Annotated in this window: 26 protein-coding genes and 1 pseudogene; 20 read left to right on the top strand and 7 right to left on the bottom strand. The window is 45.2% G+C overall.

The window, feature by feature from the left end:
- Positions 1–10: 10 nt before the first annotated feature.
- The gene (gene amoA, locus HUX64_RS12685; protein ID WP_174626595.1) at positions 11–754 is read right to left on the bottom strand and encodes a bacterial ammonia monooxygenase, subunit AmoA; all 744 of its coding nucleotides are present in this window, start codon (positions 752–754) and stop codon (positions 11–13) included.
- A gap of 128 nt (positions 755–882) precedes the next feature.
- Positions 883–1,635 carry a bacterial ammonia monooxygenase, subunit AmoC gene (gene amoC, locus HUX64_RS12690; RefSeq protein WP_174626596.1) on the bottom strand — a complete coding sequence of 251 codons (753 nt, stop codon included), beginning with the start codon at positions 1,633–1,635 and terminating at the stop codon, positions 883–885.
- A gap of 367 nt (positions 1,636–2,002) precedes the next feature.
- Here amoC and HUX64_RS12695 point away from each other — a divergent pair, with 367 nt between their 5' ends.
- From HUX64_RS12695 to HUX64_RS12730, 8 genes are all read left to right on the top strand, one after another.
- Positions 2,003–2,374, top strand: coding sequence for a hypothetical protein (locus HUX64_RS12695; RefSeq protein ID WP_174626597.1), 372 nt, complete (start codon positions 2,003–2,005; stop codon positions 2,372–2,374).
- Between the two features lie 1,414 nt (positions 2,375–3,788).
- Complete coding sequence (locus HUX64_RS12700; protein WP_174626598.1) at positions 3,789–4,058, top strand: GlsB/YeaQ/YmgE family stress response membrane protein; 270 nt, start codon at positions 3,789–3,791, stop codon at positions 4,056–4,058.
- A 25-nt stretch (positions 4,059–4,083) separates the two neighbouring features.
- Complete coding sequence (locus HUX64_RS12705; protein ID WP_174626599.1) at positions 4,084–4,587, top strand: hemerythrin domain-containing protein; 504 nt, start codon at positions 4,084–4,086, stop codon at positions 4,585–4,587.
- 393 nt (positions 4,588–4,980) lie between these two features.
- Complete coding sequence (locus HUX64_RS12710) at positions 4,981–5,154, top strand: hypothetical protein (RefSeq protein WP_174626600.1); 174 nt, start codon at positions 4,981–4,983, stop codon at positions 5,152–5,154.
- Between the two features lie 912 nt (positions 5,155–6,066).
- Positions 6,067–7,635 (top strand): cytochrome c oxidase subunit II, encoded by a 1,569-nt coding sequence (coxB, locus tag HUX64_RS12715; RefSeq protein WP_174626601.1) that lies wholly within the window; start codon positions 6,067–6,069, stop codon positions 7,633–7,635.
- Positions 7,636–7,700: 65 nt separating this feature from the next.
- Positions 7,701–9,311, top strand: coding sequence for a cytochrome c oxidase subunit I (gene ctaD, locus HUX64_RS12720; protein WP_174626602.1), 1,611 nt, complete (start codon positions 7,701–7,703; stop codon positions 9,309–9,311).
- A 178-nt stretch (positions 9,312–9,489) separates the two neighbouring features.
- Complete coding sequence (locus HUX64_RS12725; protein WP_174626603.1) at positions 9,490–10,035, top strand: cytochrome c oxidase assembly protein; 546 nt, start codon at positions 9,490–9,492, stop codon at positions 10,033–10,035.
- A 14-nt stretch (positions 10,036–10,049) separates the two neighbouring features.
- Positions 10,050–10,901, top strand: coding sequence for a cytochrome c oxidase subunit 3 (locus HUX64_RS12730; RefSeq protein ID WP_174626604.1), 852 nt, complete (start codon positions 10,050–10,052; stop codon positions 10,899–10,901).
- A gap of 77 nt (positions 10,902–10,978) precedes the next feature.
- Here the strand turns inward: HUX64_RS12730 and HUX64_RS12735 are convergent, their stop codons facing one another.
- Entirely contained in the window at positions 10,979–11,230 is a 252-nt protein-coding gene (locus HUX64_RS12735; protein WP_174626661.1) for a twin transmembrane helix small protein, read from the bottom strand.
- A gap of 110 nt (positions 11,231–11,340) precedes the next feature.
- On the opposite strand from HUX64_RS12735, the gene HUX64_RS12740 reads away from it, so the two are divergent.
- The 6 genes from HUX64_RS12740 (at position 11,341) to HUX64_RS12765 (ending at position 17,049) form a co-directional block, all read left to right on the top strand.
- A complete protein-coding gene (locus HUX64_RS12740) occupies positions 11,341–12,051 on the top strand; it encodes an SURF1 family protein (protein WP_174626605.1) in 711 nt (236 codons plus the stop codon).
- Positions 12,044–12,640: a hypothetical protein gene (locus HUX64_RS12745; protein WP_174626606.1), complete on the top strand. Its 597-nt coding sequence runs from the start codon at positions 12,044–12,046 to the stop codon at positions 12,638–12,640. The genes HUX64_RS12740 and HUX64_RS12745 overlap by 8 nt, the downstream gene beginning before the upstream one ends.
- An 8-nt stretch (positions 12,641–12,648) precedes the next feature.
- Entirely contained in the window at positions 12,649–14,673 is a 2,025-nt protein-coding gene (gene ftsY / locus HUX64_RS12750) for a signal recognition particle-docking protein FtsY (RefSeq protein WP_174626607.1), read from the top strand.
- A 7-nt stretch (positions 14,674–14,680) separates the two neighbouring features.
- Positions 14,681–15,337: a cell division ATP-binding protein FtsE gene (ftsE, locus tag HUX64_RS12755; protein ID WP_174626608.1), complete on the top strand. Its 657-nt coding sequence runs from the start codon at positions 14,681–14,683 to the stop codon at positions 15,335–15,337.
- A gap of 2 nt (positions 15,338–15,339) precedes the next feature.
- Complete coding sequence (ftsX, locus tag HUX64_RS12760; RefSeq protein WP_174626609.1) at positions 15,340–16,332, top strand: permease-like cell division protein FtsX; 993 nt, start codon at positions 15,340–15,342, stop codon at positions 16,330–16,332.
- Between the two features lie 240 nt (positions 16,333–16,572).
- On the top strand, positions 16,573–17,049 hold the full coding sequence (locus tag HUX64_RS12765; RefSeq protein ID WP_174626610.1) for a hypothetical protein: 477 nt from the start codon (positions 16,573–16,575) through the stop codon (positions 17,047–17,049).
- Between the two features lie 121 nt (positions 17,050–17,170).
- Here the strand turns inward: HUX64_RS12765 and HUX64_RS12770 are convergent, their stop codons facing one another.
- Positions 17,171–17,524: a tyrosine-type recombinase/integrase gene (locus tag HUX64_RS12770; RefSeq protein WP_343034405.1), complete on the bottom strand. Its 354-nt coding sequence runs from the start codon at positions 17,522–17,524 to the stop codon at positions 17,171–17,173.
- Positions 17,525–17,830: 306 nt separating this feature from the next.
- On the opposite strand from HUX64_RS12770, the gene HUX64_RS12775 reads away from it, so the two are divergent.
- The 5 genes from HUX64_RS12775 to HUX64_RS12795 all read left to right on the top strand — a co-directional run bounded on the left by HUX64_RS12775 (position 17,831) and on the right by HUX64_RS12795 (position 21,052).
- Entirely contained in the window at positions 17,831–18,094 is a 264-nt protein-coding gene (locus HUX64_RS12775; RefSeq protein WP_174626611.1) for a hypothetical protein, read from the top strand.
- Positions 18,091–18,288, top strand: coding sequence for a hypothetical protein (locus HUX64_RS12780; protein WP_174626612.1), 198 nt, complete (start codon positions 18,091–18,093; stop codon positions 18,286–18,288). The genes HUX64_RS12775 and HUX64_RS12780 overlap by 4 nt, the downstream gene beginning before the upstream one ends.
- Positions 18,289–18,338: 50 nt before the next feature.
- On the top strand, positions 18,339–18,758 hold the full coding sequence (locus tag HUX64_RS12785; protein WP_217426529.1) for a VOC family protein: 420 nt from the start codon (positions 18,339–18,341) through the stop codon (positions 18,756–18,758).
- 86 nt (positions 18,759–18,844) lie between these two features.
- Positions 18,845–20,566, top strand: a complete 1,722-nt coding sequence (locus tag HUX64_RS12790; RefSeq protein ID WP_174626613.1) for a multicopper oxidase domain-containing protein — start codon at positions 18,845–18,847, stop codon at positions 20,564–20,566.
- A gap of 249 nt (positions 20,567–20,815) precedes the next feature.
- The gene (locus tag HUX64_RS12795; protein WP_174626614.1) at positions 20,816–21,052 is read left to right on the top strand and encodes a hypothetical protein; all 237 of its coding nucleotides are present in this window, start codon (positions 20,816–20,818) and stop codon (positions 21,050–21,052) included.
- An 855-nt stretch (positions 21,053–21,907) separates the two neighbouring features.
- Here the strand turns inward: HUX64_RS12795 and HUX64_RS12800 are convergent.
- A pseudogene (locus tag HUX64_RS12800) lies at positions 21,908–22,567 on the bottom strand (Tn3 family transposase); the annotation flags it as partial.
- Positions 22,545–22,829 carry a DUF4158 domain-containing protein gene (locus HUX64_RS12805; protein WP_174626615.1) on the bottom strand — a complete coding sequence of 95 codons (285 nt, stop codon included), beginning with the start codon at positions 22,827–22,829 and terminating at the stop codon, positions 22,545–22,547. The gene HUX64_RS12805 and the pseudogene HUX64_RS12800, both read right to left, overlap by 23 nt.
- 115 nt (positions 22,830–22,944) lie before the next feature.
- On the opposite strand from HUX64_RS12805, the gene HUX64_RS12810 reads away from it, so the two are divergent.
- Positions 22,945–24,534: a multicopper oxidase family protein gene (locus HUX64_RS12810; protein ID WP_174626616.1), complete on the top strand. Its 1,590-nt coding sequence runs from the start codon at positions 22,945–22,947 to the stop codon at positions 24,532–24,534.
- Positions 24,535–24,831: 297 nt separating this feature from the next.
- On the opposite strand, the gene HUX64_RS12815 is transcribed toward HUX64_RS12810, so the two are convergent.
- Positions 24,832–25,059 carry a sll1863 family stress response protein gene (locus HUX64_RS12815; protein WP_174626617.1) on the bottom strand — a complete coding sequence of 76 codons (228 nt, stop codon included), beginning with the start codon at positions 25,057–25,059 and terminating at the stop codon, positions 24,832–24,834.
- Positions 25,060–25,103 lie beyond the last annotated feature (44 nt).

Here is a 25,103-nt window from a genome sequence, read left to right on the forward strand (position 1 = left end):
AATTTAGTTCTTATGCGGCCTTTACGAAAGCAGTGCTTCCAAACCATCTGCCAAAGAAATGCCACAAGAAATAAATTATGATACTCACAAAACCTGAGAAGAACGCTGACACTGGAGCAACGTCTTTACCGAATGTTCTTAGTGTACCTTTTTCCACCATTCTGATATATTCAGGTGTACCCGTTCTTACATAGTGGTAACCTTGTAAATCTGCTAATGTCATCATCATACCATTGTATTCAACAGGAACATGTAATGGCGCTATAATAGGCCAGTTTCCAGGATAGAATAACAAACCATAAGCCAGACCCCCTAGCACTGCTGTTAATACCATACTGTTTGACAGCATTAGAATAACATCAAGAACAATAGCGCCAGGCATGAAGTTTGATGGGAATACAAAATTAACCGGGAAATATGTCCAGCCCCAGAAATTCAGGTATCTGTTGACCCATTCACCAAAGAGCAGACCTAAAACCGCAAGAATCGCTCCAAAAGGCAGGCGATAACGATACCACAGAATTGATTGAACAGCGGCCGGGAAAGTGATACCCACGATTGGAAGTACAGTTACCCATAGACGTCTGTCTTTCCAGTCGGTCCAGAAATCCCAGTCTCCACCAGTTAACATGAAATGAACATGATAACCACCCAATATAACGAAGAACAATGTAAAAGTAATCATCCAGTCAAATGTGCGTGAAACCTTGACGGCTTCAGCTCGTGACCTTACAGCTGATTGAGATGCGCTCATTAGCTTACCTCCTAAAGGATTTAAATTATTTTTATTAATTACTAATCTTCCTGCTTTACTGCCTCGTCGTAAAAAACAGACGAAGCAGAGAGGAGATAGTTATTATACAGTCAACTTTCTTGTTTTATTTAAGCCAAGTCTTTTTTCAGAAGCTTAGCTATTGCCTGGCATTCTATGTTCAGAACACCCAATACACCTAAAGCTGCCCATCCGAAGAATACGAAGCCATAGTGTAAAGGAGCAACGAACAACTCTTCCATAAACCAGAAAGTGTGACCCCATTCATTCAAGCCCACGTTCGGCAGAATCATGAAAGGACCCACTATGGCTACCAAATACTGAAGAGCCAGACCTTGTTGGTAAGTAGGCAATCTTGTTTTTGCATATAATAGAGCTGCACCACCAGTAATGATGTAGATAGGATAGCTCAAATAGAATTCGATAATATGACTTGGTGTAAAGTCAGTATCACGAACGATTGTTTGATGCCATGTTCCATCTTGCTCTGTAAAGTAGCTAGCACCGTAATAAATAGCGATGCCGTACATTATCAGCCAAATCCAGTGAGTGAAGTGCCTTCTTAACTCTTCTCTTGGAGTGATTGACATCACTTTACGATCCCGGCTCTTCCAGAGATATCCCCACAAAATACCGGCAGTTGAAACTTCCAAAACAAACTCAATATAAAGAAAGTTCATCCAGTATGTTTCAAATTCGGGTGCAAACGAGTCTAGACCAGCTGACCAGCCATAGACACCTTCATACCAGCGAACCCAAGCGTAAAACACTATGTAGAGTGCTGCGCCCAGAAACATATTTCTTTTATTTAACAGCGGTGCTTCCGCAGCATCAGCTTTCACTGATTCAGTTGTAGCTGCCATTTCTACCTCCTAAAAATTATCAAATCCCCAACCAAATCTGGCCAGGAGTTTATAGTTACAAATCCGTTTTATTTATTCTTCTTAATGAATTTTAAGAACTGAATACTCACTAAGTCTATTTAGTGAGTATTCAGTCTACCAGTTCAATTTACCTTGTCAAGTCAAAATCCTCCTTCCTTTAAATATTTTTTAACCCCTGCTTTGACGGCCAAAATTAACTACATTTAAAAGATTGATTCTGTTATTATTAATTGCTAAATTTTCCATTTTTTTATGTTGTGTCCCACCTTTGTATATGAAGAAATATTCACTCTTAATATTGATTGCAGGCTTTGCTATTGTAATTTTGTTAACTCAAAAGATCATAATGCCTCTGGTTCTGGACGTTATTAAATCAGATTTATTTCTTGTTGATAGTAAAGATCAGGGAAGCCAGTTACCCGTATCTACTCCCCTAACTGACTTGGCTTTCATGCACTGCAATAATTATATTAAATCCGAACTGGGTTCAAATCTAGCAGTTAGTTTCCATGAAAAACCCATTAAAGCCTGGAGCCTGGGAAATTATCAATATGTGATAAATGCAGAAATTGACATTACCGATGACCTTAATAATAAGGTAAATACTAAAAAATATGTATGCCGAATTACGTATCACAATGGGGACGATGAAAAGGGAGTTGCTGATTTTGATAATTGGTCAATAGAAGGGTTATCCGGGTTAGATAACATAAACTGATCTTTATTTAAAGATACTCCGCCCTCTAATGTTCGATAGCAGAACTGCTTTTTTCTGTGAAAAGAATCAATCAATAATTACGTGACCTTCCTTCCGGTTTAATTGCTCATAGAATCAAAGCTGCATTTGCCTTCCTGCAAAACAGTTTAATATCCGTATTATCGGTTCGGCGGTATACATGCTGCCAACTGCTATTTCCTCCGCCAATAACCCAAGACTGATTCTTACTGCTCATGCCTGTCATAAATAGTGTACCTTGAGCAACAGTTATTTTTAGCCCGGGGACAACAATGGGCACTAACCATGCAGAAATGCTGCATTTAAATATACCAATCTCTCCATTAAGGTTAAAAACAGCAGTAAGATTTAATGTTATCGAAATAATTCGCTATTTACCGAGAAGTGGGAAAATACGCCGCCATTAACTGCTTTTACAACTGCTTCTCTTCTTAAATTCCTATTTACTCTTTCAGGGCTTAACCACTACATATTCTTAAATAAATATTACTATATAACCAAGCTCGAAAAAATGTCCCGTTTCCGGAGTTTCTGTCAGTATGCTTTTGTTCGGCACCGCACCGACGGTAATATTAAATTTTACGTATTATAATTTTGTATTTTTCTCGTCGACTCCCTTAATAGAGTTTTTATACACGGCTGAGAAAATAGTAGCTTACGGAATAAAAGCAAGCTGCATTACTTGCGGGTAGTCCTTAAGCTGTAAGAAGCTGAAGGAGATAACGATAGGGTTCATAAAAACCAGGCCTTGTTTTTAAGCATTATCTCGTTTTCAAGCATTATTTGATGATAACTTACTCCCTTGCCAAATAACTGGATTTTCATGGTGAAGGGAATTTATATGAATCACTTATTATCCCTAAACAGTTAGAAATTACTTACAGGACTATTTCAACACGAAGAAACCGGTAAATATACTTTATAAATCATTGCTTGAGCGGAGTTATGGTACAGCCGATCTCAGCTTCGTCATGGCGGATAATTTTCATAAACTCCACTTTTCAGCTAACAGTTCTACCCTTGTTCAATTAGCCAGAGCGGTGCCGGGATTGGAGGACTAATAGGTAACATGATTGGAGGTGGTAAGGTAACATTCATCCTTTGTCCGCAGGGAATTTGATAATGGCGTATAGGAACCACAGGTGGAAGTGTGAGAGGGGTGAGAGGATTGCGCCTGCTGGCATTGCCTAAGAACGTGTTAAATATAGAGGAGGGCCTTAAAAATGGTGGAATTTTAATGAGCGTAAATACTCGCTCTGAAGAAGATGTAAAATATTTTGAGCATCAATGACTGGACAATTTCGGCGTGCTGATAAACCCCGTACTTAAGTACGCAGATCGACGAAAAAGTTTTGATTTATACTCAGCCTTTAAAATTTAAGAAAAGGAGCATGAAATGAACTTTATTATTTGGATCCTAGTGGGCGGAATCATAGGTTGGCTGGCAAGCATTGTTATGAAAACGGATGCGCAGCAAGGCTATTTTCTAAATATTGTTGTCGGCATAGTGGGCGCCTTGGTCGGAGGATGGCTTGTTTCACCTCTCGTGGGGTCAAGCACTATTAACCAGGATAATTTTAGTCTCTCATCATTAATCGTTTCTTTTATTGGAGCCATCCTTTTACTGGGTATTATAAATCTCATCCGGCGCGGTAGAGCGCGCTAGTTACTTTTATTATTGAGGAATAAAGATGACAACGACATCAAAAGCAAAACCGGAAACAAATGCCATTGACCTACTGACAACGGACCATAAGAAAGTAAAAAACCTGTTTAAAGAGTACGAAAAACTGAAAGATGGAGAAGATACAGAAACAAAAAAAGCTGTCGCTATTGAAATCTGCAATGAGCTTACGGTGCATGCAAAAGTTGAAGAAGAACTGTTCTATCCGGCCGCCCGTAAAGCAATCGGGGATGATGATCTGATCAATGAAGCAAATGTCGAGCATGCCACCGCTAAGGATCTTATTGCCCAAATCCAATCAATGGATGTCGAAGATCCTATGTATGACGCCAAGGTGAAAGTTCTTGGTGAATATGTAAATCACCATGTAGGGGAAGAGCAGAATGAAATATTTACGAAAGTAAAAAAAGCTAAATTTGATACCGATGCATTAGGCGCTGAAATTGCCGAACTCAAAGAGATGTTGATGACTAAAATGCTAAAGAAAAAAAATAAAACTCAAGAACATTAGCTATATGGTCTAAAGATTTTTAAAGTAAAAATAGGAAAGTAAAAATAGAAGATAAAATCAGAAAAACGATATTTATTGTATTGAAAAAGACCAGATACACATGCACTATTAGTTAATGTAAGTGCCCAACCGTGCCATTTAACAAATATTTTCCCCCTGCTGCACCTGTCCTTGGCATTGGGCTAGATCTGCATTCAGGTTGGGCAACCCTAAGCTGCTGCGGGGAAGGGCGGAGCTTGGGCTGATTCAAGGTCAGTAATACTGGGTTTGCGCTCAGTCAGACTCAGCGGCAGGCTGCCGAGGTCGACTGACTGCAGCGCTTCGCTAGGCCTTCTGAGGATTGATGATGAGCAGAGTGCTCGATCTTCTGCCGTAAGTTGACAGCCATCGGCCTTGAGACCACATGAATCTGTCCTGTTTCACCCTGGCCCAGGGCGGGCATTGCCAGGTTCAACGGCCTTTATCCGGCTGAGCGGGCTGAAAGACAGGCTGGAAAAACTCCCCACCTGGGCCAATAGAAGCAGTGACCAATTATTGCCGTTGCCCTGGAGTTTATTGAAACGCTAAAGCAGAAATAGCGCCAGCTGTCGCTATTGGGCCCTGACTTGCAATCATTTAATCAGGTATAAAGAGTGAAATTCTAAAAATTGTAGTATAGATGCCCATTACTTTACCCAACAACAATAATGATGATTAAAATACACACAGGCTTAATATAAGGCATCAACTTTAAGGTCTTAACTTATTGCTCTGAAAGAACTTTAATAATCGAGGCTGGATTTAAGAAGTGGGATAACGGCTTATATCCATTAATAAAGACTTCATGCTTCCACATCCCGATTTAGATGCACGCGTGACGAGGGTTTTAACTTCTAGTAGATAAGGCGCCCTTAACACTGCCATCGAGTCGTCCACTGTAAGCACTTAATCTTGCCGCATAAGTTCTAGTATCATTGGTTTTTCAGAAAGTGATATCGTTAGCAATCCATTTATGGTTTTCCCACTGTGTTCTATCTCTATCCTGATAAACATGTATTATTTATTCTTTAGCGAAACATTATGAGGATGTAGTGCAAAATGCGACTCCCAGAAGGCCTAATACTGAAATAAATAATTTCTTTATAACATAACACTGAGTGGATTTATTCAAAAAGAAAACTTCCAATATAAACCATTATTCTTAAAACCTAATGTTGATAGCTGAAACCGTGGAATTCCAGCCATACATTTCAGCTTCCTTTTGTAATAAAGCCCCTAAGAGAAGACATGTTATATTACCTGAGAAAATACTCATATAGCCTAAAAATTCCATAGATTTCTAGCGTATAAAGACGCCATGAGTTAAAATTATATTATTAACTTGTACTGACAATTTCGTAGCATAACTAAAATAATAAAGAGGAACTTAGCCTCGTCTTGAAATTTTTACAAGATCAAATGTACAGAAGAGTTTATAACTACTACCGAAGAGGCTGCTCCGTGAAGAAAACCAAGCAACTGCTCGCATGTCTGTTCTTGATGGCTTTAGGCTTAAAGACAGCTAATGCGGAATATACGCTAAATTTAACTAAAGGAATCACTCAAGCCAGTAATGAGGTTTATAACCTGCATATGCTGATTTTATGGGTTTGTGTGTTCGTGGGCCTCAGCGTGTTCGGTACTATGTTTTATTCGATATATCATCATCGCAAATCGAAAGGACATGAAGCTGCGCAGTTTCATGAACATACCACCGTTGAAGTTATCTGGACAATCATTCCCACCTTAATCCTGGTCGGTATGGCTGTCCCGGCAACCAAAGCGATGATTGACCTGAATAATGTGCAAGATTCTGACATGTCTATCAAGGTAACCGGCTGGCAATGGAAATGGGAATATGATTATCTTGATAGCGGGATTCATTTTTTCAGTAATCTTGATGAGGCCAGTAACAAAGCGCGTCAGATAAATTCGGGTATTGATCCGCGTTCAGTGCCTCATTATTTACTGAATGTTGATAAACCATTAGTCATTCCCATAAAAAAGAAAATCCGTTTTGTATTTACTGCATCTGATGTAATTCATTCCTGGTGGGTTCCCGCGTTAGGCTGGAAAAAAGATGCCATCCCAGGCTTTATAAATGAGTCATGGACTTCAGTTGATAAGCCGGGTACTTATCGTGGTCAGTGCACAGAGCTTTGCGGCAAGGATCATGGTTTTATGCCTATCGTGGTTGTGGCAATGGATCAGCCTGACTTCGATGCCTGGGTGAAAAAGGCCAAGGAAGAAGCAAAAAAAGGAGCTGATTTAAGCGCTCAAAGCCATGAGGAATTAGTCTCCAAGGGAGCTGCTGTGTATGCCACAAATTGTGCTTCCTGTCATATGCCTAATGGCGAAGGGGTGCCAGGAGCATTTCCAGCTTTAAAAGGCAGCCCTGTAGTAACGGGTGACATTAATGCGCAGGCAAATTTTGTCCTGCATGGCAAAGGCATAATGCCGGCATTTGGTAAAATATTGAAAGCGGATGAATTGGCTCAAGTTATTACCTATACCAGGAATGCGTTAGGTAATCAGCTGGGCGATGAAATACAGTCTAAGGAGATTGCAAAACTGCTGCCTGAAGGAAAAGCAGATGTTTCAACTCCGCCGCCGGCGCCTGCTAAAGTAACTCCCGTAACACCCGCTCCAGCAAAACCAACTTTGCCGGAAGCTAAGATAACTCCTGTTGCAGAGTTATCTAAAGAGGAGCTGATTACTAAAGGAGAAGCCGTGTATGCCAAAAATTGCGTTTCGTGTCATCAACCTGGAGGCGGAGGCATGCCGCCTATGTTTCCTGCGTTGACAGGAAGCCCGGTAGTTACCGGCGACATTAATGCTCAGGTAAATCTGGTCTTGAAAGGGAAAGGCATGATGCCGGCATTTGGCGAGGTGTTAAATCCCACTGATTTTGCGGCTGTCATAACCTATACCCGTAATAGACTGGGTAATTCAATGAATGATGCTATACAGCCTTCAGCAATTCAAGCTCTGCAAGAAGACTTGCCTACTGCAAAGGATGATGGCGATTAATAATTATGTATTAAATTTTTCTTTAATTAAGCATTTAATCATTTCTCTATTTTGAGGTATAAAGTATGTCTGCTATTGTAGTTGAGCATGAGCATGATCATCACGAACACGGACCTGCCAAGGGCTTACTAAGATGGGTTATTACCACCAATCATAAAGACATTGGTACGTTATATTTGGTATTTGGGCTGGCAATGTTTTTTGTTGGCGGCGCGATGGCATTGATTATACGTGCTGAATTATTTGAACCTGGATTGCAATTTGTCAATCCCCAGTTTTTCAATTCCATGACTACCATGCATGCCTTGGTGATGGTATTCGGCGCTGTCATGCCGGCATTCGTGGGCTTGGCCAACTGGATGATACCGATAATGATTGGCGGCCCCGATATGGCGTTGCCGCGCATGAACAACATGAGTTTCTGGATGCTCGTAGCCGGCATTCTATTACTGGCCAGCACATTATTCATGGAAGGGGGTTCGCCTGCTGCCGGCTGGACTATGTATCCTCCTCTGATGCTGCAAACGGGCACGGCATTACCTTTTGCAATTTTCGCGGTGCATTTGCTGGGTATCTCGTCAATTATGGGCGCCATTAACATCATCGCAACCATTTTTAATATGCGCGCGCCCGGCATGACCTTAATGAAAATGCCACTGTTTGTCTGGACCTGGCTGATCACTGCATTCCTGTTGATTGCCGTTATGCCGTCTTTAGCAGGCGCAGTGACGATGTTGTTAACCGATAAATTCTTCAATACCAGCTTTTTCGATGCCGCCGGCGGTGGTGATCCGGTGTTATACCAGCACATTTTCTGGTTTTTTGGTCACCCGGAAGTCTACATCATGATTTTGCCAACTTTCGGAGTGGCTTCTACCATCATACCGGTATTTGCTCGCAAGCCTTTGTTTGGCTATAGCTCAATGGTCTATGCGACTGCTTCAATTGCATTTTTGTCATTTATTGTTTGGGCGCACCACATGTTTACGGTCGGGATGCCTATTGCAGGCGAACTCTTTTTCATGTACGCCACTATGATAATTGCCGTTCCTACAGGCGTAAAAGTATTTAACTGGACAGCGACTATGTGGAAAGGGGCACTGACCTTCGAAACGCCGATGCTGTTTTCAATTGCTTTCGTCGTATTGTTCACGATAGGCGGTTTTACGGGTTTGATGATGTCTATTGCACCTTCTGATTTCCAATACCACGATACTTATTTTATTGTTGCCCATTTTCATTACACCCTGGTTCCCGCCTCGGTATTCATATTGATGGCTGCCGGCTATTTCTGGCTGCCCAAGTGGACGGGTCATATGTATAACGAAAGAATCGGCCGGTTGCACTTCTGGTTGTCGGCGGTATCAGTAAATATTTTGTTTTTCCCCCAGCACTTTCTAGGATTGGCAGGTATGCCCAGAAGAATTCCTGATTATGCTGTTCAATTTGCTGACTGGAACATGATCTCAAGTATTGGCGGCTTTATATTCGGAGCCAGTCAATTGCTGTTCCTGTATATCGTTATCGATACAATTAAAGGAGGAACAGGTGAAAAAGTAACGAATGAAGTATGGGAAGATGCCGCCAAACATAGCCTGGAGTGGACATTATCCTCACCGCCTCCATACCATAGTTTTACCACTCCGCCCACAGTCATACCGACTGAACATATTTAAGAGAGTTATACAGGTACTGGATAAGGAAATAAAACACTCAAAGGTACCTTAGCTGCGCAGCCGTCAAGGTATCGGAAATAGGAATGAACTTAAAACAGAAAAACATACTGACAGCCGTAATTCTGGTGATTATAGCAATCATAATTTATATATTTGCAGTAATAAGAGCGGTTTCTCAATGAGCCGAAGTGTTAGTCAAAAAAATACCAGGCTGGCTCGTAAACTGGTGATGATTGCGCTCCTAATGTTTGGTTTTGGTTACGCGCTCGTTCCACTTTATGATGTATTGTGTAACCTGACAGGACTTAACGGAAAGACTGACTCCGCGGCCGTCAATGAGGTTATTTATCCTGTCGATAAAAGCAGGGAAATAACTGTTGAATTTGTGACATCGCTGAATAATTCAGCACCTATGGAGTTTCGTGCAGAAACGAAAAAAATGAAAATTCATCCGGGCGAATATTATACCGTGAATTTTTATGCAGAAAACAGGACTGATAAGAGTATGGTGTCTCAGGCTATTCCAAGTATTTCTCCCGGAGTAGCCGCCGAATATTTTAGAAAGACCGAGTGTTTTTGCTTTACAGAGCAGAAATTTAAAGCACGGGAAGGTAAAACCATGCCCGTGCGTTTCGTGGTGCATCCTGATTTACCGAAACAATATAAAACAATTACGCTCGCCTATACGTTTTTTGACAATACTGAAAGATCAGTGAAAAAATAATTAAGAGGAAGGTTATGTCTACAAATGAAACTTACTACATTCCGCCTAAAGCCACCTGGCCAATCATTGGAACCGGTGGTTTAGTAATACTGTTGGCTGGATTTGCCAATTATTTAAATGGTTCATCCGCGGGTACAACCATGATGATTACTGGCCTGATAATATTTGTGATTATGCTGGCCGGATGGTTCTCGCTGCAATCAACTGAAAGTGAGTCCGGTATGTACAATGCTCAAGTCGGTGTTTCCTACCGTATGGGCATGTTATGGTTCATTTTTTCCGAAATCATGTTTTTTGGCATCTTCTTTGGCACACTTTGGTATACGCGGACTTATTCGGTGCCATGGCTGGGCGGCGGCGCCACTAAAGAGTTGTTATGGCCTGCGTTTGATGCAACCTGGCCCACTAATGGGCCCGGCAAGGTAGGCGGTGATTTTGAGCCTATGGGAGCATGGGGCATACCCTTTCTGAACACCTTAATCCTGCTCAGCAGCGGTGTTACAGTTACTTGGGCGCATCATGGCTTGCTTGCCAATAAACGTGATCAATTAATTAAAGGATTAATTGCGACGGTAATATTGGGCTTTTTGTTCGTATCTTTTCAGGCCTATGAGTATCATGAAGCTTATACGGAAATGGGCCTGACTTTAGGTTCCGGTATTTATGGATCTACGTTCTTTATGCTAACCGGCTTCCATGGCTTTCATGTCTGTGTAGGAGCTATAATTCTCAGTGTTATTCTATTCCGCAGCTGGAAAGGTCACTTTAAACCGGAAAACCATTTTGCCTTTGAAGCGGCAACCTGGTACTGGCATTTTGTTGACGTAGTATGGTTAGGCTTGTTTATTTTTGTTTATATAATGTAAACTTTTAAGTAATTCCCAAAAAAGCGCTGCCTGACAGGCAGCGCTTTTTTTTTGTCACTGTGCAGCATAATTCCAAGTTATTTAGTCCTGTCAGTGGATACTGGTCTTTGCATATGCACACCCAGCCCATGAGGTTTAAGAAGCCCCGTAGCCAATGCAATAATAATAAAAATAAATAAAAGAAGGGAGAGAGTGATACGCAAAGTCAGCGCCTTGACTGTTTTTTCAGAGTGCTCCTGACTCTTGTGTTTTACCAGATGAAACAGCGCCGAGCCAAGGCTGATAATTATCAGAAAAAAAGTAATAATAACGATGATTTTAACTATCATGAAAAATAAGCGTAAAAGAAGATTTTCTCTGTATTCTCGGTTATTCATGCCGTTGTGCCAAGAGATTAAAGAAAAAAAATGCATACTTTATTAAATTCACACACTGCCTTATGAAATTTCAATTAGTTCCAACTGTAGCTTATCTGTGCCTACTGCCTTTGCTGATCGCCTTGGGAATCTGGCAGTTGGGACGTTCGGAAGAAAAGCGTGAATTTCTGGAACTGGAACAGCGGCAGGCTGCATCTGAAGTCTTACATTTATCGCCGGTTTCTGAAGATAATCCCGAAACGCTAAGATATAGAAAAGTAGAAGTTAAGGGACATTATGATAATGCCCATCAGTTTTTAATAGACAACCAGGTCAGCGAAGGAAAGCCTGGCTATTTTGTTATGACGCCTTTGGTATTGGAGGGCGCAGACAAGGCAGTTCTGGTGAACAGAGGCTGGATTCCTTTAAACCGGGATCGATCGGTTTTACCAAATGTGGAGGTAAAAAAGTTGCAAGCAACTATCACCGGAAGAATTAATAGTTTTCCTCGCGTAGGTATTAAATTGGCAGGGGCTGGAATACCAACCTCTACCTGGCCGTCAGTAGTACAGGTAGTTGACAGTAATATTCTGGCCCGTAAGTTGGGTTACCCCTTATTTCAATTTCAGGTTGAGCTTGACAAACACTTGCCCAACGGCTTTAAACGCGAATGGCGCACAACCACCCTCATGCTGCCGGAACAACATATTGCCTATGCGATTCAATGGTTTGCATTGGCTTTGACGCTAACGATAATTTTTATTTGGTACAGTTTTAAAAAGAAAGATGGCTAATCAACAGAAAAAAAACCGCCTATTGATTCTGGGTATTTTTGGCATGTCCATTATCCCTTTTCTAATTGCCTGGGGTATAAGACAAAACCCTGAAATTTTAACAGGCAGAACCAATAAGGGACAGCTAATAACACCGCCGGTGCCTACTGAGCGTAATGATTTAACAGGTTTTGATCAATTTTCAGCCGATAATATGGCTGAACTTTTCGGACACTGGCTGATAGTCAATGTGATAACTGATACTGATTGTAATGATAAATGCCAGGAAGCCATTTATAAAACCAGACAATTGCAATTAATGATGAGCAAGGATTTAACCAGGACTCGCCGTATAGTCTTAATTTTCAAAGAGGTTGACCCTGAAATTGCAGATCACTGGTGGCCAGAAGACAGATTCTTATTGAAAGTAAAGCCCAGTGACGCGCTGGTTGAAAAAATAACTGAAATAAGACAAGGAGCTATCCCTGACGGAATGCTTTTTCTAATGGACCCGTTGGGCAATTTAATGATGCAGTATGAATCGGGGTTCGATCCTTATAAAGTTAAAAGCGACCTTACGCATCTGCTGAGAGTTTCACAAATCGGATAATGGAAAAAATGTTTAGGAAAATAACTCTCTTTAGTGTTGTTTTAGCGTTCATCGTTGTCGTGTTCGGTTCCTATGTCCGTTTATCAGGAGCCGGAGCAGGCTGTCCTGATTGGCCAGGTTGTTATGGTCAGCTTATTATTACTGATAACGCAGACTTTAGAACTCATGCTGCTTTGGCATTTCCTGATCAGCCTTTCGATATTGCCAAAGCCTGGAAGCAGATGAGCTACCGGTATTTGAGGGCGCTCCTGGCTATATTTGTCCTATTGCTGGGCTTGCTTTCATGGCGGCAAAAACAATTCCGCGGCGCGGCAATAACCGCTACTTTGAGCTTGGTTATATTAATCGGTTTGCAGGCTGTTTTGAGTATGTTAGCAGTGAAAACCAATCTCATGCCTGTCATCGTAACCGGTCATTTTTTAGCTGGAATGGCTATTTTCTGGCTGCTTTTCCGGCTATTTCTGTTGCCTGGTCAGAAAGTTGCAGGCAGTGACATAAATCGGCAGACTACAGGCCTCAAAAATTTCACTGTTTTTGCCATACTGATTTTATTCTTACAAATAGCCTTGGGGATTTGGGTCAGCACAAACCATGCCGGCCTGGCATGTTCAGGCTTTCCCCAATGCAATGGCATGTGGTGGCCTGAAGCCGATTATCAAAGCGCCCTGGATTTATTTCATGGATTGATCACGGGCTACACTGGCGTATTATCCTTCGACGCTCAGGTTGCGGCAAATTCGCTGCATAGAGTCGGAGCCCTGGCCAGCTTTATTCTGCTGGGACTGGTGATGCTGAACGCAAGCTCGGCAAACTATTCAAAACCTGTACGAAAAGCCGGTTTATGGTTAAGCATCCTGTTGTTTTTACAGGTAGCCATCAGTGTTATCAGCATCAAACTGGATATGCCGTTATGGGCTGTAGTAGCGCATAGTGCCGTTTCAGCATTGTTAATGCTGCCATTGATTGCCATCAGTTTTTATAGCCGATATGCCGGTATCGAGATACAACAGCCTGCCATACGGGTTGAACCGGCCCAGGAAATTTTTAAATCCGGCACAGTAACAGCGCCAGTCAGTACAGTTGCAGAAGAAATCTATGTTGAGCCAACGGCCGAATCTCTTTACTTACGCCTTAAATCGCAGCTAAAGCGGACCCGCTCAGGGCTTGGTGCTGCACTTGCTGCTATTCCTTTAGGTCAAAAGGAAATTAAAAAGGACTTGCTGGAGGAAATTGAAGCCAGTCTGCTAATGGCTGATATCGGTTTGGAAGCGACTACTGAAATAATCAGGCGCCTGACCCAAAATGTAGAGCGGCAGCAACTGAATGACAGGGCAGCTTTAACAAATGCCTTAAAGCAGGAATTGTTGAGTATACTCAAGCCCTGCAGCAAGCCTTTGCTGATTCCAAGGCAGGACAAGCCTTTTGTAATCTTGGTGGTCGGTGTTAACGGGGCAGGTAAAACAACAACCATAGGTAAATTGGCCAAACGCTTGCAGGCGCAAGGATATAAGGTCATGCTGGCCGCCGGCGACACTTTCAGAGCGGCGGCGGTGGAGCAATTGCAGGTCTGGGGTGAACGCAACAATATTCATGTAGTAGCCCAGCATACCGGCGCCGATTCGGCATCGGTTATTTATGACGGCATACAGTCTGCGCAGGCAAAAGGCGCAGATGTCCTGATTGCCGATACAGCCGGACGCCTGCACACAAAATCCAGCCTGATGGATGAATTGAGAAAAATAAAGCGGATCATGGGCAAACTGGATGAAACTGCGCCCCATGAAGTGTTGCTGGTATTAGATGCCGGTACGGGACAAAATGCGTTGTCCCAGGCAAAGCTGTTTAATGAAGCCGTAACGTTAACAGGGCTGGTAGTAACCAAGCTCGACGGCACGGCAAAAGGCGGCGTCATTTTTGCCTTGGCCAAACAGTTCGGCATTCCCATTCGTTACATAGGCGTTGGCGAAAGTATTGATGATTTGCAGGATTTTGATGCAGAAACCTTTATAGACGCCTTATTTGTCAAAGACTAAAAACCTGATGTTAAAGTTTGAAAATGTCAGCAAGTATTATCCGGATGCAGGCGATGTATTGCTCAATGTCAGCTTTTATCTGAAACATGGCGAAATGGCCTTTGTTACGGGACATTCCGGGGCTGGAAAAAGCACCTTATTGAAACTGATAGCTATCATTGAGCGTTGCAGTCGCGGTCAGATATGGTTGGATGGTCAAAATCTGAACCAGGCCAAAGAAAGACAGATACCTTTTCTAAGAAGAAAAGTCGGGTTAATTTTTCAGGACTATAAACTGCTTCAGGATAGAACCGTTTTCGATAATATAGCACTGCCTTTAGTGATAGCAGGCTACGGGCATCCGGAAATCGCTCGCAGAGTACGGGCATCCCTCGATAAAGTCGGCTTGTTAGGCAAGGAAAAAAAATATCCTCCGTCGTTATCAGGCGGCGAGCAGCAGCGCGTCGGCATTGCCAGAGCCGTAGTTAACAAGCCGCCGATGATTCTGGCTGATGAACCTACCGGCAATCTCGATCCCGAGCTGTCAGCAGAAATAATGCTTTTGTTTGAACAGTTCCAGCAGGTTGGTGTGACGGTATTAATCGCATCTCACGACATCTTGCTAGTTACCAAAATGAATCGTAGAGTCCTAAAGCTTGATCATGGTCAACTGGTGGCCAGCTAACTATGAGACAGATTAAAAAAACTCCAGCCAGACAGGAGGTCCGGCAAACCCAGACCTCAGGAGGTGATTTTGTTGATAAGCTGCATGCCTATCGGGATTTACATGCCCATGCCTTGTTTTCAAGCCTTGGCCGATTAGCAGCATCGAAATTCACCTCGATAATGACCATAACCGTGCTGGCGATTGCAATTTCCCTGGCCAGCGGTTTTTATCTTCTGGTGGCAAATCTTCAGCAATTGACCGGCAACTTGGAAACCAGCAACCGGATATCCCTGTTTCTCAAGGATAATGTATCTGCTGCAAAAGCCAGTAAATTTGCAGACAGTATCAGAAAGAAGGCAGATGTTCAGGAAGTCAAATTAATTACCAAAGACCAGGCCTTGAAAGAATTTCAGACATACAGTGGATTCGGCTCAGCAATTAATGCACTGGAAAAAAATCCTCTGCCCATCGTCCTAGAGGTTATTCCGCAAAATATCCTGGAAGACCGGCAGGAGTTTGAAAACCTGCTTGAAAATTTCAGACAGGAACCTGATGTTGATTTTGCCCAAATGGACATGCAGTGGGTTAAACGCCTGCAATCCTTTATGGATATGGCAAGGCGCGGCGGTATGTTATTGAGTGTATTGCTGGGTGTGGGAGTACTGTTTATTACCGGCAATACCATCCGGCTTGAATTGTATAATCGCCGCGAGGAAGTAGTGATTGCCAAACTGGTAGGCGCTACAAACGCATTTATCCGGAGACCTTTTTTATATAGCGGTTTTTGGATAGGCTTTTTCTCGGGCGTAGCAGCATGGTTTATTGTCACAATAATGATGCTGATTTTAAGGCAATCTGTAGAAAAACTTTCCGAGCTTTATGACGGCGCATTCCATATGCTGTTTTTAAGTTTTACCGAAACGCTGGCAATGTTATTCATTTCATCCTTATTGAGTATATCGGGTTCATGGATTGTGGTTAGTTTTCAGCTCCAGCAGTTAAAACCAGAGTAAATGTTTGCTATTTAAACAGAGTTGTGTAAATTATTTAGTGAAGTATTAGAAACACCTTATTAAATCTAATAGACTTGAAATAGCGCCGTATCATAGTGAATGCGGAAACAGGCTTTGGTTAGTGATCAGTTACTGCGGCTTTCCCGGTAAAAATAAATGTAACATGCGTTGTGATTAAAGCCGCGGCTAATCAGAAGCAGAGCCTTAAATTTTCTATTTTATTTTCCGGGAGATACTTTTATGGCTAACACCAACATATTTAAGACGCTTCCAACATCGGCTCTGTTTGAGGGTTTTGCCGCCGGTTTTCTTGCCACGCTGATTTTTCATCAGTTGACGCTGGCTTTACTCTGGAACGCCGGCATAGCGCCATTTGCACCTTTTTCACTTGCAGCTACGCAGCCATTCGGCGTGCCGGCAGTATTCTCGCTGGCATTCTGGGGCGGAATCTGGGGTATCCTGTTCGCAGTAGTCGACGATAATTTTCCACGCGGCAATAGCTACTGGATAACAGCATTTCTATTCGGCGCAATCCTGCCGTCGCTGGTCGCGCTTTTGATAGTCTTGCCGCTCAAAGGCAAGCCCATTGGCGGTAACTGGCAGCCTACTCTGCTACTGACCGCCTTCCTGATTAATGGCGCTTGGGGTGTTGGGACCGGGCTGTTTTTAAAAACTTTGTCGGGCTGGTATGATAAGTCATCTGACTCGACGCCATGAATCATTAATGCACTCAATTTCAACTGTAAAACAGCCTCAAAAGTTTTGAATAGCTATAGTCGGTCAAGAACAACTATTCAACTAGCCGCAAGGTAACTTTTTTAGTTCTCTAATCAATGCCTCATGCGGAATCAAAAACAAGCGCACTCTTAGCCTGCTTAATAGTAACACTTTGCACGGTATGGGTATAAATCATCGTTGTTCTTAAATCGCTGTGGCCCAACAACTCCTGAATCGTGCGAATATAATAATTTGCCTGCAATATATGACTTGCAAAGGAATGCCGGAATGAATGCGCCGAAGCGCGTTTGGTAAGCTTGGCATGGTTTACCGCTTGTTTGATCGCTTTTTGCCCTACCGATGCGTGAATATGGTAGCGTTTATATTCCTGCGGTTCCCGCAGAAAAGTCAGCGATTGAGCAGGGAAAAACCACTGCCAGATAAATTTCCTTGGCGGCGTTCTTATATTTGCGATCTAACTGGTCCGGCAGCCCAGTGGGTGGGCAGCGCTAAGCTACCCACCGGCTTTGATTCAAACGGTGGGCAAACGATGAGGCTGTTTGCCCACCCTACCCGGCTGATCTGATGAGCTAACTCCTTAGGTAGTAGGAGCACGAGATGCGTTATCCCTATCTGTTTATCATGTCAAAAATGTATGTTATCCCGCCTAGTCAATCAAGTTCTTCGTCTATTTCACTATATTTTAGTTTGCAACCAAGACAGTTCAAGTGTAAATATACAGACCTGGATAATAATTTGTTAGGCCTCGGAGGAAAGTTCCATGAGATTCCCCCCTGAAAGAACCGCGGTTGCAGCAGTTCTGGTAGTCGCCGCTCTTACCGTTGTGTTTTCTGGCGCAACACGGCTGTCAAATCGCTTGGCGGCAGCAGAGAGTACGGCGTCCGAAGCATTCGATGTTGCAAGGGATGTAGATGGCCGGCTATCTGACGCAGAAAGCACAATTAATGATTTGTCAGACACATCCGAAGATCACGAGAACCGACTGGACAATGTTGAATCTCAACAACTAAAGAGGTCCTGGTGAAAACTTTCATCAATAATTTCTTCCGCGCCATACCACTTGCTCTTGGCTTGGTGCTGACAATCCTGAGCGTGGTTTCAGCTATGAACATCGCAGAGGATAAGGACTACATTGTCGGAGCCCTATTCTGCGGCCTACTTGGGGTACCACTACTCTTCGCCTCAGTGGTTTTGCTTGCTCGGCCGCACGAAGCCTAACAATTCATTCAAGCCGAAGCCGCTTCGCGGCTCGGCTTAATTCAGGCGTTATGCATAATGGAGGATTTGTACATGAAGCCACGAGTACTGTTACCACGGTCTGTGTTGATGACTTGGAAAAATCAGTCAGGTTCTACGAAGAAGGTCTTGAACTCAAGACCGAGGGCATTATCGGAAAAGAATTCGCGCATGGTACGGTTGCTTTCTTTGAGCTACAAGCCGGACTCAAGCTTGCTATCTGGCCACGCAAAAGTCTTGCTCATGATTCCGGCCTTCCTCTTGGCAAGCCGGGTGCTACTGAGCTACCACTTGGACATAATGTTTCTTCCAAGGTCGAGGTCGATGCGGTCATAGTAAAACCTGCTCAAGATACTTTCTGGGAGGCTACGCGGGTTACTTTCAAGACCCTGACCAACACCTCTGGGAGGTCGTATGGAACCCACAGTGGGAAATCAAGGAGTGAGGCATAACCCTACGCTCAAGCGGGACTGCGCAAAAGCGCGCAGCTCCTTTGCTCCACGTTAGGTCGCGATACGAAGTTGCCGGAGTAACTATTATGGCTGTGATAACAAAAAGTAGCACATATATGGACGGGAATTACTGGTTTCTCGACGAGGCCCGGGGTGGAAATTTCACTGAATTTCGCACAGAGGTCACCGTCCGTGCTGAGAGCTTCACCTGCCATCCCAGCTTTGCTAAGTGGCTGGCAGACAAACAGTGGCGGCGAATCGCTAATGAGCATGTGAAGACGCTCGTCAAGATGCCCGCCAATTTTTTCGGCCCTGACCCAAGCTACCATAAAGTACGACAGGCATTTGTGTACAAGCGACCGGCTCCGGATTCGGTGTGTCCGGATCGCGGACAAAGGTTTCACGGGGCGCTGCATGCATTCAATAAGGCCCTGCACAGTACTACCCTCGCAACGTTGATGCTTTCAGTTCTGTCTCTCAGACTAACTGGCTGCCAGTCCCTGGAACCTAATGAAGCCAATTCCCTTGAGCCTGTTCAATCGGCCACTGCGGCGTCAGCTCGTGAGCCAATAACGCCTCTCAAAACACTTGAGGTGCGCGCCGTCGACCTCGCCTTCCAGGCGAGTACCCTGACCGTTGCCAAGCCAGGGCGCTACCTCATCAAACTCATCAATACTGGGAGCATGCCCCACAACATGACCTTCCCGGACGGCAAGGTCATCCTGGCGGCTCCAGGCGAGACCGCCTCAGCCGAGATCGAGGTGCCGGCGGACGGGATGAGCTTCATCTGTTCGGTGCCAGGCCATTTCCCCTCAGGGATGAAGGGGGAGATCTGGGTTGCAGGCAGCGGGTCAAAGGAGGCTCATAGCGGCCCGGCCGCAGCCATTAGCGTCGAGCCTGATCCCAAGGCGCCGCCCTACAGTCCCTCCGAGGTTACTGCACCTGAGGCGCTCCCCGGCAATGTCCACGACATTGATCTCGTAGTCCAAGAGAAGATGATGACGGTGGCCACGGGTTTCGTCCAGAATGTCTGGACTTACAACGGCACGGTGCCTGCGCCGGTCATCCGGGTGCGGGTCGGGGATACCATCCGTGCCCACCTCAAGAATCCATCTACAAATAAGTTGGGACATTCAATCGATTTCCATGCGAGTCAGACGGCCTGGAACGACCAAATGACCACGATCAGCCCCGGTGAGGAGAAGCTCTATGAATGGCATGCGGATTATGCCGGGGTCTGGATGTACCACTGTGGCAGCAATCCAGCCCTGCATCATATCGCCAATGGGCTGTACGGCATGGTCATCGTCGAACCCAAAGAGGGATTGCCGAAAGCAGATCACGAGTTTGCCCTGGTCCAGAGCGAATGGTATCTCGGACCCCAGGGACAACCCACTGACCTTGCCAAAGCCGCGGCCGGTGCGCCTGCCCCTGACTTCGTCGTCTTCAATGGCGTGGCCAATCAATACAAGGATCACCCGCTTCAGGTCGACACCGGTAAAAGGGTACGGCTCTTTGTGCTGAACACCGGCCCCAACGTCGATAGCTCATTCCACATTGTCGGCACCATCTTCGATACGGTGATCAAAGAAGGGGTTCTCCTTACCCCGCATAACCGTGGGCACTATGGTGCTCAGGCGGTTGATCTAGCGCCCGCGCAAGGAGCAATCATCGAATTCACCACAGCCGAAGACGGTCTCTATCCTATCGTCACTCATGCCTTCAACTTCGTGGGCCGTGGAGCACTTGGCCTGGTCGAGGCAGGGGATGGCGACCCGAAAGGGGATGGTCTTGCTAAAAAGCGGTAGAAAATCGGGGTCGAGTCAAATTCCCGGCAAAGATGGGCTTTTGCTCTGGCCAAAATGCGGCGCGGCGGAGCGCTAGATCTATGCGGCTGAAAAGGGAGTTCCATGTCTCTGCCGCGCCTAACAATTCGGTGGAGAGGGGTGTAAGCCTTGTTAAACTTTGTTACAAATTCAAACATTACGCCCTAATCCAATCAAGCAGACGCACGCGCGCTCCTTATCTGAGCCATTATGCATCCTTAAGAGGTTCGATTGTGTACAGATGATGTGTCCCGCTTCCAGGAAGCAGCCAAGCTGTACGACGAGGCTTTGCATTTTGTCGACGCCTCGGTCGGCTCAATGGAGAACAAACCACGCATTATTTTCTGGAATTCTGACACCTGCTTTCAATCCTTCGGATTAGGAAAACATGCGGGCGCGACTATCGGCACTTTTGGCATTGTTATCAGTCCTCGCGCATGGCAACCCTACTATGTGCGCCATAAATGATTCACCACCTTCAGAATGAAAAACTGGGCATGATAAAAGCATGGCGTGAACCAAAATGACTCATGGAGGGGATGGCGTATTCTCTCAGGGAAGATCCCCTCCAAAGCTACCCGAGCCTTTTGAGGGTACCGCTCTCAATTTGAAAGTTGGTATAGGCTGGCGGGCAAAGAACGGCTATGGACAGAAGCCCGTAACACAGATCTCTGGCTAGGAGTGGGGTATGAGAGACTCGGCAGCGCCCTAGTAACTGCTTTTTTTATCATCGGTTAAATATTTGGGGAGTACTGGTACAAACTATTATTCTACTCCCCCAAGCATGGTGTACGGCTTAGCGGGACGGGCACTCGGATTTTCGGCCTAAATGGCAAATCTTTAGCCACCGGTACCGGAACCATTGAAAATCTCGGAGCGCTATTTTCTAGACCGGCAGTCACCGCCGGGCAGTTAGGTGTAGCAGATCACAGATGTTGGCCTTCAAACCAAGAGAAACAAAGACGCACTTCTCAGGTGCGACATACCTCGGACCGCAAATCAGAGACCGTAGAAAGGAAAGCTGCGTGGCCGGGGAAAATATTTTCCGAAAGGAGACGACAGTATTTTCATGGGATATGTTTATCTGGTATGTGAGGGAAAGGCAACCTCCGCTATGCAAAAGAAACCTGGAGAGTCACATATACACTCCGCTCTAAGCCGGGCTTTGATAGCTGGGACGGGTTCTGGGTAATGATTGACAGCTACGACGCTGGTAAGACCAATTTTGGGCGTATCGACTTTTCGATCCCGTGATGGCCATAGCACATTAAGTTTATGTAAAGTGCCCAGCGTAAAGCTCAGCCGATCGCTTTTCACGAGAGGAATGGCAATGACTGAAGCACTTTCATCGACATTGCTGCCCGCTTCGTACTGGGTCAGCAGTCGCGACAAAATCGCCGAGTTGTAGTAGATGATCGCATTGGCAATCAACCGCGCCGTGGTTACTGCTTTCGATTTCGTTGGCGGTGTGTCCAGTCAATTCCTTTTTGCCCCCGACTTACGAGATGGCAGCGCTTAGCTGGATAGGATTCAATACGGTTTTGGGAGCGGTGAACTTTGCGTTCCATTTGCGGAGCGCAGATAACCCCGTGTATAGATGCTGCGTATTAGCTTGTCGAACTCAAAGATTGCACGCCGCATCGGATTTGGTGGGATATAAATGCATAACTTAGCTATCAATCTACCTTGTATCCTTTCTTTCAAACCAAGCGTAGCGGCGACCTGATCGATATTCGGTTTTTGGTTGGCAATGCCTTCAATTTCGATTTCGCTGCTCGGTTTAATCAAAAACTTCTCGTACAAGGCCGGATTATCGGGGCAATACAGTACTTGCAATTGATCTTTAAGGTCGGTAAATCACGATTCAAAACCTAATCCAAACCATTGCAGAATAGCGAGGTTCGCCTTGTTAATACTGTGCATATCGCCAGTCATCGCGGTCGGCACCATATCGGATATGTTACGATACCAGATATCGAAAATGCTGGGCTTCCTCATACAGTATTTCCGCAAGTAGTCCGCCAAGTCGCGGGCGTTCGGCGGATAGCGTTTTGCTGATCAATTCTTGCAGAGTGGTGTAGCCTAGCCGAATGATTTTGTGACCGTTAAGCCATGCGAGCAGCTCGACGGCAACAAATCCCGGCGAGACGTCACGCCGCACAATAGACCCGGCCTGACGCGCGAACTGCGGCAGAAAGTCAAAAGTCCACAGCCGATAGCCAAACCTTTGGAAATTCCCCGGCATAGCCGAGGGATTACCTTATTTAATAACGCGCCTTGAGTTAACATCAGTTGCGGAAATTATGATAAAAAGTCACCTGCAACCATACATAAATATCCATTGAATCAAGGGAAATCAGATGAAAACGACGACTAATTTGCAACGCCGAAAACTATTAAAATATGCCGCATTGGGTATCGCCGGAGCGGTCACGTCTCCGGCCTCGGCGAAGCCAGGCGGATTTGTCAGGGTCAATGCGCCCTCTGCCGGTTTTTATCCTGACGTTGAGATTGATCTGATCCAGAACACGGCTGAAGCAGCCATTTTCCCGGGTGAAACAACACGCATTTGGAAAATTACCGGCAAGGTCATAAAAGGTCCTTCAGGCGTGCTTGATAATAATGAAGGCACTTATCTGGCCCCTACCCTGCGCTTTAAAAAAGGCCAGAAAGTCAGGCTAACTCTTAATAATAATTTACCGGCGCAATCGATTCTGCACTGGCATGGCTTGCATGTACCCGCCAACATGGATGGCAATCCCATGTATGCAATCAATCAAGGCGAAACCTATGTCTATGAATTTGAGATACTCAACCGGGCCGGCACCTACTTTTATCACGCCCATACTCACAGCGTTACCGCCAGACAGGTCTATTCCGGTCTGGCGGGTCTGTTGATCGTCAGCGATGATCAGGAGCAGGCGCTGAATTTACCGAGCGGCGACCTTGACGTTCCGCTGGTAATTCAGGATCGCAGTTTTGACGATCAAAACCAACTGCTCTATTCGGCTCACATGATGCAGCGCATGCAAGGCTTTCTGGGCGACCGGATCATGGTCAATGGGCGGCCTGATTATGTCCTGCCGGTGGCCACGCGCGCTTATCGGCTTCGGCTGGTAAACGGGTCTAATTCCCGCATTTATAAACTCGCCTGGGATGACGATACGCCCCTTACCGTAATAGGCGTTGACGGCGGCTTGCTGGAAAAGCCCGAGCAACATGCGTATGTGATGCTGGCTCCGGGAGAGCGCCTGGAAGTATGGATGGACTTTAGCAAACGGGCGCCAGGAGCCGAGCTGAGCTTGCGCAGTCTAAAGTTTGATATTGCCGCACATGGCGGCATGGGTATGATGGGCATGGGCATGATGCGGGGCGGAATGATGGCTGTCAGCAGCCTGCCGTCAGGATCGGACTATCCCCTCTTAAAAATCCGCGTCGCCAAAAAGGAGCAAGGCCACAACATCTTGCCGGAGGTTCTGACCCCAATCACTGCACTGCAGGTCAAGCATGCGGAAAATGCAGCTAATCCCAGAACCATCGCCTTATCCATGCAGCACATGTCAGCCTTGCTAAATGGCCGTTCTTATAAAATGAACGATATTCAGCCGGATGAAATTATTCCGGTCAACAGCCTGCAATTAATCGAATTCGATAATGGTTTTGACGGCGGCATGCAGGGCATGATGATGTCCATGCCGCACCCGATGCATGTACATGGCGAACAGTTTCAGATCGTCAAGCGGGAAGTTAACTTGCGTTTCAACGATAGCCGCGCCAGCGTCGCCTCAGGCTTTATACAAAGCGGCTGGAAAGATACGGTTCTGGTGATGCCGGGTGAGAAAGTCACGATATTAAAACCGTTTAACGATTTTAAAGGCCTGTTCATGTATCACTGCCATAATCTCGAGCATGAGGATTTGGGAATGATGCGGGATTTTCTTATTAAATAGCGCAGCCTACACAGGCATTGCAAGACAAGCCTTAAGTAGTCTTCCAAAGCGATTATGCAGCAGGCTGTCCTTTCATCGCGTTGAGTTATTGGAATGAAGTGAGCCATATCTGAGAATGGCAAACAAGAGACTCAGAGACGGTTCTGAGCGTAGCCATAAGAAACGGCGGGGGTGCCCCAGGCCTTGAACGGCTGCGTGCAATTGCCAGCGAATTTGCAGACTGGGGCGCCCATAAAAGCTTTCGCTAAAATAGCGACACCCCATCCTGTGGTTCTAACCTTATATTGATGACCTGAATCAGCCGCCGTCTCCGATGTTCTCCCAAGCACTTCCGCTGGGCTCTTCCAGCTCTTTTAGCTTTTTTGTGGTATCTCGCTGTTTGGCGCGCCACTCTTCGAGTTCGTGATCGATATTCAGCTTCATATCCGCTGCTTGCCGGGATTTCGCTATCAATAAATCTATCCGGGCACTCTGTTCAACAAGTTCAGCCATCAGCTTTTCTCTGTATTCATTGGTCGCTTTCATGGTTTAATTCTCCCAGTCGTTTATTTTATGTTTAATAAAAATAA

Origin of the sequence: Candidatus Methylobacter favarea (genome assembly GCF_902806695.1) — a bacterium.
Taxonomy (GTDB): domain Bacteria; phylum Pseudomonadota; class Gammaproteobacteria; order Methylococcales; family Methylomonadaceae; genus Methylobacter_B; species Methylobacter_B favarea.

Coding starts and splice junctions, on each gene's coding strand:
- HUX64_RS12765 (WP_174626610.1), top strand. CDS start 16,573: ATGGCTAACACCAACATATTTAAGACGCTTCCAACATCGGCTCTGTTT.
- ctaD (WP_174626602.1), top strand. CDS start 7,701: ATGTCTGCTATTGTAGTTGAGCATGAGCATGATCATCACGAACACGGA.
- HUX64_RS12740 (WP_174626605.1), top strand. CDS start 11,341: ATGAAATTTCAATTAGTTCCAACTGTAGCTTATCTGTGCCTACTGCCT.
- HUX64_RS12695 (WP_174626597.1), top strand. CDS start 2,003: ATGCCTCTGGTTCTGGACGTTATTAAATCAGATTTATTTCTTGTTGAT.
- HUX64_RS12735 (WP_174626661.1), bottom strand. CDS start 11,230: ATGATAGTTAAAATCATCGTTATTATTACTTTTTTTCTGATAATTATC.
- ftsX (WP_174626609.1), top strand. CDS start 15,340: ATGAGACAGATTAAAAAAACTCCAGCCAGACAGGAGGTCCGGCAAACC.
- HUX64_RS12815 (WP_174626617.1), bottom strand. CDS start 25,059: ATGAAAGCGACCAATGAATACAGAGAAAAGCTGATGGCTGAACTTGTT.
- HUX64_RS12785 (WP_217426529.1), top strand. CDS start 18,339: ATGCATAATGGAGGATTTGTACATGAAGCCACGAGTACTGTTACCACG.
- ftsY (WP_174626607.1), top strand. CDS start 12,649: ATGTTTAGGAAAATAACTCTCTTTAGTGTTGTTTTAGCGTTCATCGTT.
- HUX64_RS12725 (WP_174626603.1), top strand. CDS start 9,490: ATGAGCCGAAGTGTTAGTCAAAAAAATACCAGGCTGGCTCGTAAACTG.
- amoA (WP_174626595.1), bottom strand. CDS start 754: ATGAGCGCATCTCAATCAGCTGTAAGGTCACGAGCTGAAGCCGTCAAG.
- HUX64_RS12790 (WP_174626613.1), top strand. CDS start 18,845: ATGGCTGTGATAACAAAAAGTAGCACATATATGGACGGGAATTACTGG.
- HUX64_RS12745 (WP_174626606.1), top strand. CDS start 12,044: ATGGCTAATCAACAGAAAAAAAACCGCCTATTGATTCTGGGTATTTTT.
- HUX64_RS12700 (WP_174626598.1), top strand. CDS start 3,789: ATGAACTTTATTATTTGGATCCTAGTGGGCGGAATCATAGGTTGGCTG.
- HUX64_RS12810 (WP_174626616.1), top strand. CDS start 22,945: ATGAAAACGACGACTAATTTGCAACGCCGAAAACTATTAAAATATGCC.
- ftsE (WP_174626608.1), top strand. CDS start 14,681: ATGTTAAAGTTTGAAAATGTCAGCAAGTATTATCCGGATGCAGGCGAT.
- HUX64_RS12705 (WP_174626599.1), top strand. CDS start 4,084: ATGACAACGACATCAAAAGCAAAACCGGAAACAAATGCCATTGACCTA.
- HUX64_RS12805 (WP_174626615.1), bottom strand. CDS start 22,829: ATGCCGGGGAATTTCCAAAGGTTTGGCTATCGGCTGTGGACTTTTGAC.
- HUX64_RS12775 (WP_174626611.1), top strand. CDS start 17,831: ATGAGATTCCCCCCTGAAAGAACCGCGGTTGCAGCAGTTCTGGTAGTC.
- HUX64_RS12730 (WP_174626604.1), top strand. CDS start 10,050: ATGTCTACAAATGAAACTTACTACATTCCGCCTAAAGCCACCTGGCCA.
- amoC (WP_174626596.1), bottom strand. CDS start 1,635: ATGGCAGCTACAACTGAATCAGTGAAAGCTGATGCTGCGGAAGCACCG.